The sequence below is a fragment of the Nocardiopsis sp. CC223A genome, from assembly GCF_030766825.1.
In the GTDB taxonomy this organism is placed as follows: Bacteria; Actinomycetota; Actinomycetes; order Streptosporangiales; family Streptosporangiaceae; genus Nocardiopsis.
In genome coordinates this window covers 122,941-137,821 of the sequence record NZ_JASFDV010000005.1, presented here as the reverse complement: position 1 = coordinate 137,821, position 14,881 = coordinate 122,941, and the positions used below count along the sequence as shown (strand labels likewise).

14 protein-coding genes are annotated in these 14,881 nt (G+C 71.1%); 9 read left to right on the top strand and 5 right to left on the bottom strand.

The genetic code is table 11. The features are described 5' to 3' along the window. The 9 genes from infB to QJS33_RS03795 all read left to right on the top strand — a co-directional run. The coding region (infB, locus tag QJS33_RS03835) for a translation initiation factor IF-2 (protein WP_306366433.1) at nucleotides 1-1,964 on the top strand (1,964 nt) is incomplete at its 5' end. Between the two features lie 87 nt (nucleotides 1,965-2,051). Continuing rightward, the gene (locus QJS33_RS03830) at nucleotides 2,052-2,348 is read left to right on the top strand and encodes a DUF503 domain-containing protein (RefSeq protein ID WP_220559399.1); all 297 of its coding nucleotides are present in this window, start codon (nucleotides 2,052-2,054) and stop codon (nucleotides 2,346-2,348) included. Between the two features lie 2 nt (nucleotides 2,349-2,350). Continuing rightward, nucleotides 2,351-2,797, top strand: a complete 447-nt coding sequence (gene rbfA, locus QJS33_RS03825) for a 30S ribosome-binding factor RbfA (protein WP_306366432.1) — start codon at nucleotides 2,351-2,353, stop codon at nucleotides 2,795-2,797. A gap of 265 nt (nucleotides 2,798-3,062) precedes the next feature. Then, nucleotides 3,063-3,950 carry a tRNA pseudouridine(55) synthase TruB gene (gene truB / locus QJS33_RS03820; RefSeq protein ID WP_306366431.1) on the top strand — a complete coding sequence of 296 codons (888 nt, stop codon included), beginning with the start codon at nucleotides 3,063-3,065 and terminating at the stop codon, nucleotides 3,948-3,950. A 266-nt stretch (nucleotides 3,951-4,216) separates the two neighbouring features. Further along, nucleotides 4,217-4,360: a hypothetical protein gene (locus QJS33_RS03815; RefSeq protein WP_306366430.1), complete on the top strand. Its 144-nt coding sequence runs from the start codon at nucleotides 4,217-4,219 to the stop codon at nucleotides 4,358-4,360. Nucleotides 4,361-4,481: 121 nt separating this feature from the next. Then, nucleotides 4,482-5,429 (top strand): bifunctional riboflavin kinase/FAD synthetase, encoded by a 948-nt coding sequence (locus tag QJS33_RS03810; RefSeq protein ID WP_306366429.1) that lies wholly within the window; start codon nucleotides 4,482-4,484, stop codon nucleotides 5,427-5,429. A 254-nt stretch (nucleotides 5,430-5,683) separates the two neighbouring features. Beyond that, the gene (gene rpsO / locus QJS33_RS03805) at nucleotides 5,684-5,953 is read left to right on the top strand and encodes a 30S ribosomal protein S15 (RefSeq protein WP_220559404.1); all 270 of its coding nucleotides are present in this window, start codon (nucleotides 5,684-5,686) and stop codon (nucleotides 5,951-5,953) included. A gap of 301 nt (nucleotides 5,954-6,254) precedes the next feature. Then, nucleotides 6,255-8,573 carry a polyribonucleotide nucleotidyltransferase gene (locus QJS33_RS03800; protein ID WP_306366428.1) on the top strand — a complete coding sequence of 773 codons (2,319 nt, stop codon included), beginning with the start codon at nucleotides 6,255-6,257 and terminating at the stop codon, nucleotides 8,571-8,573. A 106-nt stretch (nucleotides 8,574-8,679) separates the two neighbouring features. Next, entirely contained in the window at nucleotides 8,680-10,014 is a 1,335-nt protein-coding gene (locus QJS33_RS03795) for a pitrilysin family protein (protein ID WP_306366427.1), read from the top strand. A gap of 63 nt (nucleotides 10,015-10,077) precedes the next feature. Here the strand turns inward: QJS33_RS03795 and QJS33_RS03790 are convergent, their stop codons facing one another. The 5 genes from QJS33_RS03790 to QJS33_RS03770 form a co-directional block, all read right to left on the bottom strand. Then, the gene (locus tag QJS33_RS03790) at nucleotides 10,078-11,283 is read right to left on the bottom strand and encodes a Dyp-type peroxidase (RefSeq protein WP_306366426.1); all 1,206 of its coding nucleotides are present in this window, start codon (nucleotides 11,281-11,283) and stop codon (nucleotides 10,078-10,080) included. Continuing rightward, nucleotides 11,283-11,858 (bottom strand): copper chaperone PCu(A)C, encoded by a 576-nt coding sequence (locus tag QJS33_RS03785; protein WP_306366425.1) that lies wholly within the window; start codon nucleotides 11,856-11,858, stop codon nucleotides 11,283-11,285. Before QJS33_RS03785 ends, QJS33_RS03790 begins: the two co-directional genes overlap by 1 nt. Nucleotides 11,859-11,985: 127 nt before the next feature. Further along, nucleotides 11,986-12,456: an Hsp20/alpha crystallin family protein gene (locus tag QJS33_RS03780; RefSeq protein ID WP_306366424.1), complete on the bottom strand. Its 471-nt coding sequence runs from the start codon at nucleotides 12,454-12,456 to the stop codon at nucleotides 11,986-11,988. Nucleotides 12,457-12,470: 14 nt separating this feature from the next. Continuing rightward, nucleotides 12,471-14,036, bottom strand: a complete 1,566-nt coding sequence (locus tag QJS33_RS03775) for a BCCT family transporter (protein WP_306366423.1) — start codon at nucleotides 14,034-14,036, stop codon at nucleotides 12,471-12,473. Nucleotides 14,037-14,264: 228 nt separating this feature from the next. Then, nucleotides 14,265-14,756: a MarR family winged helix-turn-helix transcriptional regulator gene (locus QJS33_RS03770; RefSeq protein WP_372339578.1), complete on the bottom strand. Its 492-nt coding sequence runs from the start codon at nucleotides 14,754-14,756 to the stop codon at nucleotides 14,265-14,267. Between the last annotated feature and the right edge of the window lie 125 nt (nucleotides 14,757-14,881).

Sequence of the window (14,881 nt, the reverse complement as noted above, 5' to 3'; positions counted from 1 at the left end):
GTCGTCCCGGTGGCGGTGGCCGTGGTCGCGGCGGCGGCACGGCCGGTGCGTTCGGTCGTCCGGGCGGTCGTCCCGGGCGTGCCCGCAAGTCCAAGAAGCAGCGGCGCCAGGAGTTCAACGACCTCCAGGCCCCGTCGTTCGGCGGCGTCAAGATCCCGAGCGGCAACGGCCAGGTCATCCGCCTGTCCCGCGGTGCCTCGCTGTCCGACTTCGGCGACAAGATCGAGGTCAACCCGGCGTCGCTGGTCCAGGTGCTGATGCACCTGGGCGAGATGGTGACCGCCACCCAGTCCCTGCCGGACGAGACCCTGGTGCTGCTGGGCGAGGAGCTCAAGTACCGCATCGAGGTCGTCAGCCCGGAGGACGAGGACCGCGAACTGCTGGAGTCCTTCTCCATCGAGTTCGGCGAGGACGACGGCACCGCGGAGGACCTGCGTCCCCGCCCGCCGGTGGTCACCGTCATGGGTCACGTCGACCACGGTAAGACCCGACTGCTGGACACCATCCGCAAGACCAACGTCGTCAGCGGCGAGGCCGGCGGTATCACCCAGCACATCGGTGCCTACCAGGTCGCCACCGAGGTGGACGGCGAAGAGCGCAAGATCACCTTCATCGACACCCCCGGTCACGAGGCGTTCACCGCCATGCGTGCCCGCGGTGCGAAGGTCACCGACATCGCGGTCCTGGTGGTCGCGGCCGACGACGGTGTCAAGCCGCAGACGGCCGAGGCCATCGACCACGCCAAGGCGGCCGAGGTGCCGATCGTGGTGGCGGTCAACAAGATCGACGTCGAGGGCGCCGACCCCCAGCGGGTCCGCGCGCAGCTCACCGAGTACGGCCTGGTGGCCGAGGAGTACGGCGGCGACGTCCAGTTCGTGGACATCTCCGCGCTCCGCGGCACCAACATCGACGCCCTGCTCGAATCGATCGTGCTGACGTCCGACGCGGCCCTGGACCTCCAGGCCAACCCGGACATGGACGCGCAGGGCCTGGCCATCGAGGCCTACCTGGACCGCGGTCGCGGTTCCACGGCCACGGTGCTGGTCCAGCGCGGCACGCTCAATGTCGGCGACTCGATCGTCTGCGGCGACGCCTACGGCCGCGTGCGCGCCATGCTCGACGAGCACGGCCACAACGTGCAGAGCGCGGAGCCGTCCCGTCCGGTGCAGGTGCTGGGTCTGACCAACGTGCCCAGCGCCGGCGACAGCTTCCTGGTCGTCAAGGACGACCGGGTGGCCCGCCAGATCGCCCAGCAGCGCGAGGCGCGCGAGCGCTTCGCCCAGCAGGCGCGGTCGGCCCGCAGGGTCACCTTCGAGACCTGGCAGGACCACCTCAAGGAGGGCGAGCGCTCCGAGCTGCTCCTGCTCATCAAGGGTGACATGTCCGGTTCGGTCGAGGCCCTGGAAGAGTCGCTGCTCAAGATCGACGCCGGTGGCGAAGAGGTCAACATCCGGGTCATCGGGCGCGGTGTCGGTGCGATCACGCAGAACGACATCAACCTGGCGGCCTCCGCCGACGCGATCATCATCGGCTTCAACGTTCGGCCCGAGGGCAAGAACAGCGAGCTCGCCGACCGCATGGGCGTCGACATCCGCTACTACTCGGTCATCTACCAGGCCATCGACGAGGTCGAAGCCGCCGTCAAGGGTCTCCTCAAGCCCATCTACGAGGAGGTCAAGCTCGGTTCGGCCGAGATCCGCGAGGTCTTCAAGGTGCCCAAGATCGGCAACATCGCCGGTTCGATCGTTCGCGACGGCATCATCCGCCGCAACTCCAAGGCGCGGCTCATCCGCGACGGGGTCGTCATCTCCGAGAACCTCACGGTGGACTCGCTCCGCCGGTTCAAGGACGACGCGACCGAGGTCCGCGAGGGCTTCGAGTGCGGTATCGGTGTCGGCTACAACGACATCCGCATCGAGGACGTCATCGAGACGTACGAGATGCAGGAGAAGCCCCGCGACTAGGAGTCGCGAGGCCTGATCCACCGGGGCCCCGGACACGAGCTGTCCGGGGCCCCGCCTTTGACCGTTCACAACACCACAGGTGATCACTTGTACGTTGGGGCGCTGACCCTGGACGTCCTTCTCGGTGACGTCCACTCGCTCAAACAGAAGCGTTCGGTGGTGCGGCCGGTCATCGCCGAGCTGCGCCGCAAGTTCTCGGTGTCGGTCTCCGAGGTGGGAGAGCACGACCTGTACCGTCGCGCCAAGATCGGCGTCGCGGTGGTCGCCCCCACCGCGGCCCACGCCCGGGAGCAGATGGACACCTGCGAGCGCTTCGTCGCGGGCCGTCCCGAACTGGAGCTGCTGTCCGCCAGGCAGCGGCTCTTCAACGAAGAGGAAGACTGACGATGGTCGACGCAGCACGCGCGCGCAAGATCGCCGACCGCATCCAGCGCATCGTCGCCGAGATGCTGGACCGGCGGATCAAGGATCCGCGCCTGGGATTCGTCACCGTGACCGACGCGCGCATCACCGCGGACCTGCGGGACGCCACGGTGTACTACACGGTGTTCGGCAGTACCGAGGACCGGGCCGCCTCCGCCGCCGCGCTGGAGAGCGCCAAGGGCCTCATCCGCAGCGAGGTGGGCAGACAGACCGGTATCCGGCACACGCCGAGCCTGACCTTCGTGATCGACGAGGTGCAGGAGAACGCCCAGCACATCGAGGAGCTGCTGGTCAGGGCGCGGCAGTCGGACGCCGAGGTGGCCCAGCGGGCCACCGGCGCCAGCCCGGCGGGCGAGGCCGACCCCTACAAGGCGCCGCGCGAGATCGAGGACGACGAGGACGAGGACTAGGGCCTGTTTTTTGAATGCCGTCCTGCTCCGCGGGGGTTCGTGAGGCGCCGGCGGGGTTCTGGAGGCCCGGAGGGGACGTCCGAGGAACGAGGATGTCCCCGTAGGGCCGAAGGTTCCCGCCCTCCAAGGGCGCCGAACACGAACCGAAGCGGAGCGGAGGTTGAAAAAACACAGCCTAGCCCTCCCGTCCGGCTGTACTGAACGAGAAGGGCGGCGACGGTGTGCGCCGCCCTTTCCCCTTTTCCACCCCTTCCCGAGGAGACCGATGGCCGAGAGCGGCGTCGTGGTGATCGACAAACCCGCCGACTGGACCTCGCACGACGTGGTCGCCAAGACCCGCGGGCTGGCCCGGACGCGCCGGGTCGGGCACGCGGGCACCCTGGACCCGATGGCCACCGGGGTCCTGGTGCTCGGGATCGAGAAGGGCACCAAGCTCCTGGGCCACCTCACCCTGACGGAGAAGGCGTACGACGCGACCCTCCGGCTGGGGCTCACCACCAACACCGACGACGCCGAGGGCGAGCCGGGGGAGCGGGTGGACGCCTCCGGGGTGACCGACGAGGCCGTGCACGCGGCGGTGCGGGCGCTCACCGGGGAGATCATGCAGGTGCCGCCGCAGGTCAGCGCGATCAAGGTGGACGGCAAGCGGGCCTACAAGTCGGCGCGGGAGGGCAAGGAGGTCGAGCTGAAGGCGCGGCCGGTCACCGTGGCCGCGTTCGAGGTCACCGACATCCGCCGGGTCGCCGACGGGGCGGGGACGTTCGTGGACGTGGACGCCTCCGTCGTCTGCTCCAGCGGCACCTACATCCGGTCGCTGGCCCGCGACGTGGGCGCCGCCCTGGGCACCGGAGGCCACCTGACCGCGCTGCGCCGCACCCGGGTGGGCCCCTACGACCTGGCGCAGGCGCGCACCCTGGACCAGTTGGCGAAGGAGTTCACGCAGGTCCCGCTGGCCGAGGCGGTCGCCGCGGCCTTCCCGTCGCGTTCCCTCACCGAGGAGGAGACCCGGCGGGTGCGGCACGGCAACCGGATCGACCCCGACGACCGGGGGCGGGGGCCCATCGGTCTGTTCGCCCCCGACGGCCGGGTCATCGCGCTGGCGGAGAACCGCCGCGACCACATGAAGCCCCTGGTGGTCTTCGAGCCCGCCTAGCCTGCGCCTCTTCGGACCTCCGCTCCGCTTCGGGCCGCCCGTCGCCCACCGCCCCCGACGGAGGGCCCACGGCCGCGGTCCCGCCGCCCGGCTCCGCGCCCTTCGCGGGCGGGAACGGGTTCGAGGAGGCACAGCGGCCCTACGTCGACGTCCTCGTTCCCCGGACGTCTCCGCCGGGCCCCCGGAACCCCGTCGGCGCCTCGCACAGGAACCCCGCCAGGGCGGCGGTGAGTTCGGCGGGGCGCTCGACCGAGGGCACGTGCCCGGTGCCGTTCGCCGGGCAGTGGGTGGCCCGGCGCTCCTCCTACCGCTACCGTGTCCGCTACCGGATCGACGAGGGGGCGCGCACGGTCGTGGTCCTCGGTATCCAGGGGCGCGCCGACGCCTACCGCTCCTCGGGATACGCCTGACGGTCCGGCGCGGGGCGGGCCGCGGGGGGCTCGTGTCGGCGGGCGGTCCGGGGACGTGGCAGGCTTGGTCCGGGAGGGCCGAAGGTCCCTCCGCCAAGCCCGTGACGAAGGGGAGTCGGACGTGCGGCGATGGGACGGGCCCGAGAACGTGCCCTCCGGATGGGGGCGGTCCGTGGTGGCCGTCGGTGTCTTCGACGGCGTGCACCGGGGACACCGGGCCCTCCTGGAGACCGCGGTCGAACGGGGTCGGGAACTGGACCTGCCGGTGGTCGTGGTCACCTTCGACCCGCATCCGGAGGCGGTGCTGCGCGGTGTGACCCCGCCGGTGCTCACACCGGTGGAGCGGCGGATCGGGCTGCTCGGCGAGTACGGGGCGGACGCCGTGTGCGTCATGCCGTTCACCAAGGACCTGTCGGCGCGCACCCCCGAGGAGTTCGTGCGCACCCTGCTGGTCGACCGGCTGCACGCCGCGGCCGTGGTCGTGGGCGAGGACTTCCGGTTCGGGCACCGGGCGGCCGGCGACGTGGCCGAGCTGGCCCGGCTGGGCGCGGAGGCCGGCTTCACGGTGGACGGGGTCGCCCTGGTCGCAGACGGGGAGACCATCACCTCCACCCGGGTGCGCGGCCTGCTGGCCGAGGGGGACGTCGCCGGTGCCGCCGCGCTGCTGGGCCGCCCGCACCGGGTCGAGGGGGAGGTCGTGCACGGCGCCGCGCGCGGCCGCGAGCTGCTGGGCTTCCCCACCGCCAACATGGACCTGCCCCCGCACACCGCGGTCCCGGGCGACGGCGTGTACGCGGGCTGGCTGAGCCGGGTCGAACCGGTCCGGGGCGGCGAGTCGCGCTGGCCCGCCGCGATCTCGGTGGGCACCAACCCCACCTTCGACGGTGCCGAGCGGACCGTGGAGTCCTACGCCCTGGACCGCGACGACCTGGAGCTGTACGGGGTGCGGATGACCGTGGACTTCACCGCGCGCATCCGCGGCCAGGAGCGCTTCGCGCAGTTGGACGACCTCATCGCGGCGATGCACCGCGACGTCGAGCGCTGCCGCGTGGTCCTCGGGATCTCCTGACCCGGGGGAGACCGCGCCCACGCTGCGTGCACGCCCGAGCCCTTCGTGTTTGCGGTAGGGTGGAGTCGTCCACGTGTGCCCCGCACGAGGTCACGGTTCCGTGACCCGAGGGGGAGCGCGATGCCCTCCCGCCGTCGGCGGGGGCCGCGCGGCACACCCGACGGTGACTGTTCGTACGCGTGGTCACCGCGTCTGATCCCGGCCCCTCGGGTCGGGTTCGCCCTGCGTACCGCATCATTGAGAAAAGGAACGACGTGTCGATCGACGCCGCCACCAAAGAGAAGATCATCGCCGAGTACGCCACCGGCGAGGGTGACACCGGCTCCCCCGAGGTCCAGGTCGCGCTGCTCACGCACCGCATCACCGAGCTCACCGAGCACCTCAAGGACCACAAGCACGACCACCACAGCCGTCGCGGCCTGCTCCTGATGGTCGGCCGTCGCCGCCGTCTCCTCAAGTACATCGCCAAGCAGGACATCACCCGCTACCGCTCGCTGATCGAGCGCCTGGGCCTGCGCCGCTAGGACGCGGAGGGAGCGGCTTCGGCCGCTCCCTCTTTCTTAGTAGGGTGTACGTGTCGGCGGTCACCGCCGCACCCGCACCACAGCTGAACAGAGACCACCCGCGCCCATCACTCCCTCGGCCGCAGAGTCGGGGCCGGTCCTCGGTAGTGGCCTCCGGAAGGTCCCGTCACGGGACCCCGTGGGCTTCGATCGATGACCGGCCGTCATCAACTCCGGGGCACGGACGCGGGGAACGAACACACGCACCGGACCAGCGGGTCCGGTGTATTCCAACGCGAACACGTGTAGTAGGAGGTCGCCCATGGAGGGCGTTTACTCTGCCGAAGCCGTCATCGACAACGGCAAGTTCGGCACCCGTACCATCCGCTTCGAGACCGGTCGCCTGGCCCGCCAGGCCGCCGGTTCGGCGACGGTGTACCTGGACGACGAGACCGTCGTGCTGTCCGCCACCACCGCCTCGAAGCGTCCCAAGGACAACCTCGACTTCTTCCCGCTGACGGTGGACGTCGAGGAGCGCATGTACGCGGCCGGCCGCATCCCCGGCTCCTTCTTCCGGCGCGAGGGCCGTCCCTCCGAGGACGCCATCCTCACCTGCCGCCTGATCGACCGGCCGCTGCGCCCGTCGTTCAGGAAGGGCCTGCGCAACGAGATCCAGATCGTCGAGACGATCCTGGCCCTGCACCCGGACCACCTGTACGACGTCGTGGCCATCAACGCCGCCTCGATGTCCACCCAGATCGCCGGGCTGCCCTTCTCGGGTCCGATCGGCGGCGTGCGCGTCGCCCTGATCGACGGCCAGTGGGTCGGCTTCCCGACCCACTCCGAGCTGGACAACGCCACCTTCGACATGGTGGTCGCCGGTCGCGTCCTGGAGGACGGCGACGTCGCGATCATGATGGTCGAGGCCGAGTCCACGGTCCACACCATCAAGCTGGTCGCCGAGGGCGCCGTCGGCCCCAACGAGCAGACGGTGGCCGAGGGCCTGGAGGCCGCCAAGCCCTTCATCAAGGTGCTGTGCCGCGCCCAGCAGGCCGTCGCGGACCAGAGCAGCCGCGAGGAGGGCGAGTTCCCGATCTTCCTCGACTACGAGGACGACGTGTACTCCGCCGTCGACGCCGCCGTGCGCGAGGACCTGTCCAAGGCGCTGACCATCGCGGACAAGCAGGACCGCGAGGCCGAGCTGGACAAGGTCAAGGCCGCCGCGGCCGAGAAGGTCTCCGGGGACTTCGAGGGCCGCGAGAAGGAGGTCTCGGCCGCCTTCCGCTCGCTCACCAAGAACCTGATGCGCGAGCGCGTCCTGCGCGACAAGATCCGCATCGACGGCCGCGGCCCCAAGGACATCCGCCCGCTGTCCGCCGAGGTCGGCGTGCTGCCGCGGGTCCACGGCTCGGCGCTCTTCGAGCGCGGTGAGACCCAGATCCTGGGCGTCACCACCCTGAACATGCTGCGCATGGAGCAGATGGTCGACACTCTCAACCCTGAGAAGACCAAGCGCTACATGCACAACTACAACTTCCCGCCCTACTCCACCGGTGAGACCGGTCGGGTGGGCTCGCCCAAGCGGCGCGAGATCGGGCACGGCGCCCTCGCCGAGCGCGCCCTGATCCCGGTCCTGCCCTCGCGCGAGGAGTTCCCGTACGCGATCCGCCAGGTCTCCGAGGCGCTGGGCTCCAACGGCTCCACCTCGATGGGCTCGGTCTGCGCCTCCACCATGGCCCTGCTGTCGGCCGGTGTGCCGCTCAAGGAGATGGTGTCCGGCATCGCCATGGGTCTGATCAGTGAAGGCGACGAGTTCGTCACCCTCACCGACATCCTCGGCGCCGAGGACGCGTTCGGCGACATGGACTTCAAGGTCGCCGGTACCCGTGACCTCATCACGGCCCTACAGCTCGACACCAAGCTCGACGGCATCCCCGCCGAGCAGCTGGCGCTCGCGCTCCAGCAGGCCCGCGGTGCGCGTCTGGCGATCCTCGACGTCATGCAGGAGGCCATCGAGCGTCCGGCCGAGATGAGCCCGAACGCTCCGCGCATCCTGACCGTCAAGGTCCCCGTCGACAAGATCGGCGAGGTCATCGGCCCCAAGGGCAAGATGATCAACTCGATCCAGGACGAGACCGGCGCCGAGATCACGATCGAGGACGACGGCACCATCTACATCGGTGCCACCGACGGCCCCTCGGCGGAGGCCGCCCGCGACACGATCAACCAGATCGCCAACCCGACGATGCCCGAGGTCGGCGACCGCTACCTGGGCACCGTCGTCAAGACCACGACGTTCGGCGCGTTCGTGTCGCTGCTGCCCGGCAAGGACGGCCTGCTGCACATCTCGCAGATCCGCAAGCTGCACGGCGGCAAGCGGATCGAGAACCTCGACGACGTGATCAGCATCGGCGAGAAGATCCAGGTCGAGATCCGCGAGATCGACGACCGCGGCAAGCTGTCGCTGGTCCCGGTCGAGGTCGTCGAGGCGGAGTCCGCTCCGGCCGCTCCGGCCGCTCCGGCCGCCGCCGACGGTGACACTCCGGCCGAGGCCGAGGCCGAGGACAAGGACGGCGACAACGGCGAGGGCGCCCCGCGCCGGCGCCGCCGTCGCTCCACCAGCCGCTCCGAGAACACCTGATCCGTTCTGAGCACGTGAGGGGGCGGTCGCACCGTGGGTGCGGCCGCCCCCACCGCGTATCCTCGGGCGGTAAGTCCCACGCACACGACGCGAAGAAGAAGGATTCATGAGCTCTGTCCCCATCGCCGCCGAGCAGGAGCCGGGCACGACCGTGACGCTGCTGGAAGCGGACGGCGGCTCCGGCCTGGTACGCCGGACCGTGCTGCCCGGCGGCCTGCGCGTGGTCACCGAGCACATCCCGGGCGGGCGCTCCGCCGCGTTCGGGATCTCGGCGACCACGGGATCGCGCGACGAGGACGCCGCGCACGCCGGTTCGGCGCACTTCCTGGAACACCTGCTGTTCAAGGGGACCCGGACCCGGTCGGCGCTGGAGATCTCCGCTCTGCTGGACGGTGTGGGCGCCGACCACAACGCCTACACCACCAAGGAGCACACCTGCTACTACGCGAAGGTGCTCGACCGCGACCTGCCGCTGGCCATCGACGTGGTCGGTGACATGGTCGCCAACTCGGTGCTGGACGAGGGCGAGGTGGAGACCGAGCGCGGCGTGATCCTGGAGGAGATCGCCATGTACGAGGACGAGCCCGCCGACCTGGTGGACGACGTCTACGCGGCGCACTTCTTCGGGGACACCCCGCTGGGCCGGCCGATCCTGGGCACCATCGACACCATCAAGGCGCTGCCCCGGGAGCGGATCGCCGAGCAGTACCGGGACGCCTACGTCCCCTCGGAGCTGATCGTCACGGCGGCCGGGAGCCTGGACCACGACCAGGTGGTGGAGCAGGTGCGGGAGATGTTCGCCGAGCGGCTGGCCGCCGCGGGCGACGCCCGCCCGGCGGGGCCGCGCATCGGCGGCGGCCCGGTCCCCACCTTCGACGGCCAGGTGGTGCAGTCGCGCGACACCGAGCAGGCGCACATCATCCTGGGCTCGGAGGGCATCATGCGCACCGACCCGCGCTGGCACGCGCTGCGGCTGCTCAGCGCCGCCCTGGGCGGGGGCATGTCCTCGCGCCTGTTCCAGGAGGTGCGCGAGAAGCGCGGCCTGGCCTACTCGGTGCACGCCTACCACACCGGCTACGCCGACACCGGCACCTTCCAGATCTACGCGGGCTGCCTGCCGGAGAAGGCCGACGAGGTCATCGGGGTGTGCCGGGACGAGCTGGCCAAGGTGGCGGCGTCGGGGATCACCGAGGAGGAGCTGCGCCGGGCCAAGGGGCAGATCCAGGGTTCCCTGGTGCTGGGCAGCGAGGGCACCAACGCCCGGATGGGCCGCCTGCTGGGGCACGAGCTGAACCACCCGCGCCACTTCTCCATCGACGAGGACCTGGCCCGGTTCGACGGGGTGACCGGGGCGCAGGTCGCCGAGGTCGCCGCCGAGCTGCTGTCGCGCCCGCGGGCGCTGGCGGTCATCGGGCCCTACGACGAGGACCGCACGTTCTGATGTCCTGAACGGCCCGCCGTCCGGGCCCGCATCCCGCCGGGTGCGGGCCCGCGGCGCACCGGTTCAGGGTTCGAGCAGGGAGTCCCCGACGTAGCCGTCCTCGGTGCAGCCCGGGGGGACGGCGAACACGGCCGAGCCGACGGCGGTGACCCACTCGTTGAGCAGGTCCAGTTCGTCCAGCCGACGCTGGATGGGCGTGAACTGGCGGACCGGGTCGGCCTGGTAGGAGGCGAACAGCAGCCCCGCCTCCGGGGTCCCGTGGTCGCGCAGGTCGTAGTTGTAGCCGCGCCGGAAGATCCGCTGCTCCGGGTCGTCGGTGCGGGAGCGGCGCACGTGGGCGAAGTCCGCGATCACCGTCAGCCCGGTGGCGTCGGTGGCCGCCAGATCCACCTCGGCGTGCTCATCGCCGCCGGTCAGCGGCGCCCCGTCGGCCAGGCGGCGGCCGATGACCGCCTCCCGGGCGGGCCGGTCCAGCTCGTCCCAGGTGTCCAGGTGGGTCTCGATGCGCCGCAGCACCAGTCCGGTGCCCCCGGCGAGCCAGGCGGGTCCGGTCTCCCGCCACACCAGGTGGTCGAAGTCGGCGGTCCCCGGGCGCGGGTTGGCCGTCCCGTCCACCTGGCCCATGAGGTTGCGCATGGTGGTGCCGTCGGCCTCGGAGCCGTGGGCGCGCCGGAACCCGGTCTGGGTCCACCGGGGCTCGGTGAACGCGCGCGCGTCCTTGCCGAGCATCCGCACCGTGTGCGCCACCGTCACCGGGTCGTCGGCGCACACCTGGACGAGCAGGTCGGCCTGGCCCCAGCGCGGGTCCAGGTCGTCGTGGTCGAACTCCGGGAGCGGCCGCAGCCAGTCGGGCACGGCGCCGGGGTCCACCCGCTCCACCAGGCCCGGGCCGAACCCGAACGTGACGGTCAGGCGCGCCGGGACGGTCGCCAGCTCGGGTTCGGTGTCGGCCAGGGCGGGCTCGCCCCGGGTCAGCCGGGCGGCGTCGTCGCTGAGCAGCCGCATCAGCCGGCGCACCCCCTCGGCGTCCACGTCCCGGCCCAGGTCGAAGGCGGTGAACGCGGCGTGCGCCTGCGGCGGGGTCTCCACCCCGGCCTGGCGGGGGCCGTGGAAGGGCACGGTCCGCTCCCCGTTGAGGGGGAGCGCTGCGGCCTGCGGAGCGGCCGGCGCGTCGGTCGCCCAGCGGTGGGCCAGCGCTCCGCCGACCGCGCCCGCCCCGGCCGCCGCACCGCCCAGGAGCAGGCCGCGTCTGCTCACACCCCGGTCCATCAGTGGTCCCCGTCGTCCTCGTGCTGCCCGTGGCCGTCGCCCTCGTACTCCTCGTTGGCCCCCGCGTACTCCTTCACCGGGGCGGTGAACTCCGTCGTCGACCCGTCGGCGAACTCCACGGTGACCGTGGCCTCCATGCCCGCCTCCAGGTCCTCGGTGAGGCCCATGAGCATGATGTGGTCGCCGCCGGGGGCCAGGGTGCGGGTTCCCCGGGGCTCCACGGGGAAACCGCCGTCGATCTCGCGCATGGTGGAGTCGGTGCCCTCGGTGACGACCTCGTGCAGTTCGACCATCTCCGCCGCCGGGTGTTCGGCCGCCACGATGACGATCTCCGCGTCGGAGCCGTTGGCCATCTCGCCGAACACGGCGCTCATCCCCTCCTCGGCGGTGACGGCCTTGACCCAGGGGTCGGTGATCGAGAAGGCCTCGGCCTGCTCCGCCGCCGGGGAGGGCGGGGCGGACTCCGCGGCCGCGTCCCGGGGCGCGTCGGCCGACGCGCCTGTGCCGCAGGCGGTGAGGGCCAGAACGAACGCGGCGGCGATCGGCAGGGCGCGGGCGGTACGGGTGTGGTGCATCGTTCCTCCGATTCGGGGCCGTGCCGGAGACGGCCCGTCCGTACTCGGAGTCGTCGCGCGGGGGTGGATGGTTCCCGGCGCTTCCGGGGCGGCCGCCGCCTCGGGCGGAGACGGCGGTCGCCCCGGCTCAGCCCCTCTTGCGCCTGCGCACGGAGATCGCCCTGGGCGCGGCGGCGTTGGCCGCGCCGCGGACCACCACCTCCAGCAGGCCCTCACCGTAGGAGGCCTCGATGTCCTTCTCGGAGACCCCGTCCGGCAGGGCGATCTCGCGGCGGAAGGTGCCCATGAACCGCTCCGACGAGTAGTAGACGACGGTGCCCTCCTCGTCGCGCCTGCGCTCCCCGTGGATGGTGAGCACCCCGTGGCTCAGGCTGACGGACACGTCCTCCTCGAAGACCCCGGCCACCTCGCAGCGGATGACCAGGTCCTCGCCGCGGGCGAGGATGTCGGTGGGCGGACTCCAGGCGTCGGCGTATCCGCGCTCGCGGTGCCCGGCCTGGCCCGTCTCGACGGTCGCCATGGCGTCGGAGACCCGGTTCATCTCGGTGATCATGTCCACGACGCCGTGGAACGGATTGGTGAACTTCTTCGGTGCCATCGTGGGTCCCCTCGTTATCGGTCGTCGGACGGGCGGTAGGACGGTGTCCGCCGCGCCGGGCCGGGCACGGTCTTCGCTCCGGGCCCGAGCGGTCGTTCGTCCTTGAGCGCCTTGAGCAGCCCCCAGCACATGAACAGCAGGATCACCGCGAAGGGCAGCCCGGTGACCACCGCCGCGGCCTGGAGCGCGGAGAGGGCGTCGGCCCCGCCCAGGACCAGCAGGACCAGGGTGACGGCGCCCTCGCTGATCGCCCAGAAGGCCCGCTGGCCCTTGAGGGGTTTGGTGTCGCCCCCGTTGGTGAGCGTGTCCACCACCAGGGAACCCGAGTCGGAGGAGGTGATGAAGAAGACCGCCACCACGATGATCAGCAGGACCGCGATGAGCACGCCGACGACCTGGCCCAGGGGCAGCAGCTCGATGAGCCGGAACGCCCGGTCCTCTTCTTCCAGCGCGTTGAATCCGCCGCCCTCGAACAGGTCGTAGTACAGGCCGGAGCCGCCGAACACCCCGAACCACAGGACCGAGACGATGACCGGTGCGAACAGCGCGCCGATGACGAATTCCCGGATGGTCCGCCCGTAGGAGACACGGGCCAGGAAGATCCCGACGAACGGCGCCCAGGAGATCCACCAGCCCCAGTAGAAGATGCTCCACGCGGTGGTCCAGCTCGCGGCCTGCTCGTCCGTCAGCGGGCTGGGGAACGACAGGCTCCACGGGACGAGGTTGGCCAGGTAGTCGCCGAGGCCCGTGGTGGTGATGCTGATGATCCACAGCTTGGGCCCGAACAGGAAGACGATCAGCATCAGCGCGATCGCCAGCCACAGGTTGATCACCGACAGGCGGCGGATGCCCTTGTCGATCCCGGCCAGGACGCTGAGCAGGGCGACGCCGGTGATGACGATGATGAGCACCGAATGGACGAGCGGGCTCGACTCGATGCCGAAGACGTGCTCGATGCCGCCGCCGATCTGGAGTGTGCCCAGGCCCAGTGACGTGGCCAGGCCGAAGATCGTGCCGAAGACGGCGAGGATGTCCACGAGGTTGCCGGGCCAGCCGAACGCCCGCTCGCCCAGGAGCGGGTAGAGCGCGGAGGCGGGCCGCAGCGGCAGCCCCTTGCGGAACGTGAAGTAGCCCAGCGAGACGCCCAGGGCGATGTAGATCGCCCAGGGGTGGAAGCTCCAGTGGAAGAAGCTCAGGGCCATGGCCTCGCCGGCGGCGTCGGGGTTCGGGACCCCGTCCTCACCGGGGAGGTAGTCGGCCGACCGGGGCCAGTGCAGGTGGTGGATGGGTTCGGAGACGCCCCAGAACACCAGGCCGATGCCCATGCCCGTGGTGAAGAGCATGGCGAACCAGGCGACGGTCCCGAACTCGGGCCGGGAGTCGTCCGGGCCCAGCCGGATGCTCCCGTACCTGCTGAACATCAGGAACAGGGCCAGGACGAGGAAGAACGTGGTGGCGAGCACGTACAGCCACCCCAGGTTGGTCCCGATCCAGTCCCGGGTCGCCGTGGCGGCCTCCAGGAGTGGCTCGGTGAACACGATGCCCAGGACCACGAAGGCGATGATGACGATCCCGGACACCGCGAAGACCGCGGGGTTGGTGTGCTCTCGGATGTAGGTGCGCAGGGTCGAGATGACGGCTCCTCCCCAACCTCGGCGGGGGTCCCCGGGTGGAGTGTCGGCCGGGCGCTAAGCCGGGTGCGGACTGGTCTGTCGGCATCGTAAGAGGCGGAGCCGGTCCGGGACGGTGAGCCGCACGGGTGCGGAGGGTCGGTGACGGATCACCGCGAAGGCGGAGGAAAGGGGCGGTCAGGGCGCCTCGGTGAGCCCGTCCAGGGTGCGGCCGATCCGGCCCAGCCAGTCGACGATGACGGCCAGTTCCTCGGTGGTGTAGCCGTCGTGCAGCTCGGTCATCGCCACGCGCATCCCGGGGGCGAACGCGCTGTTCATCCGCTCCGCGCCCGCGGTGAGGCGCACGGCGACCTTGCGCCGGTCCTCGGGGTGGCGGGTGCGCTCGACCAGGCCGTGGGCCTCCATGCGGTCGATCACCCCGGTGACCGAGCCGGTGGACAGGCACAGGCTGGAGGCGATCTCTCCGGGTGTCATCGTGCCCGCGACCCGCAGCAACGTGTAGCACTGGAAGTCGGTGGGGTTCATCCCGGACCGGTCGGCCATCCGGTGCAGCAGCTTGATGAGCCGCACGGCGAGCATCTGCCCGTCGGTCTGGAGGGACCGGTAGTGGTCGAACCTCACCGCGGCTTCGTCGGGGTCGGTGGGAGAGGCGGTCGACACGGTGTCCACGGTTCCTCTCTCCCCGGGGCTCGGGCTGTGGTCACTCCGAGTCTACGACCCCGTGGGAGCTCCCGATCTGCCCTGAAGGGTGCCGTGACGAAATCGCCCTAATAGTTCGGTTGCCGAGATTCATG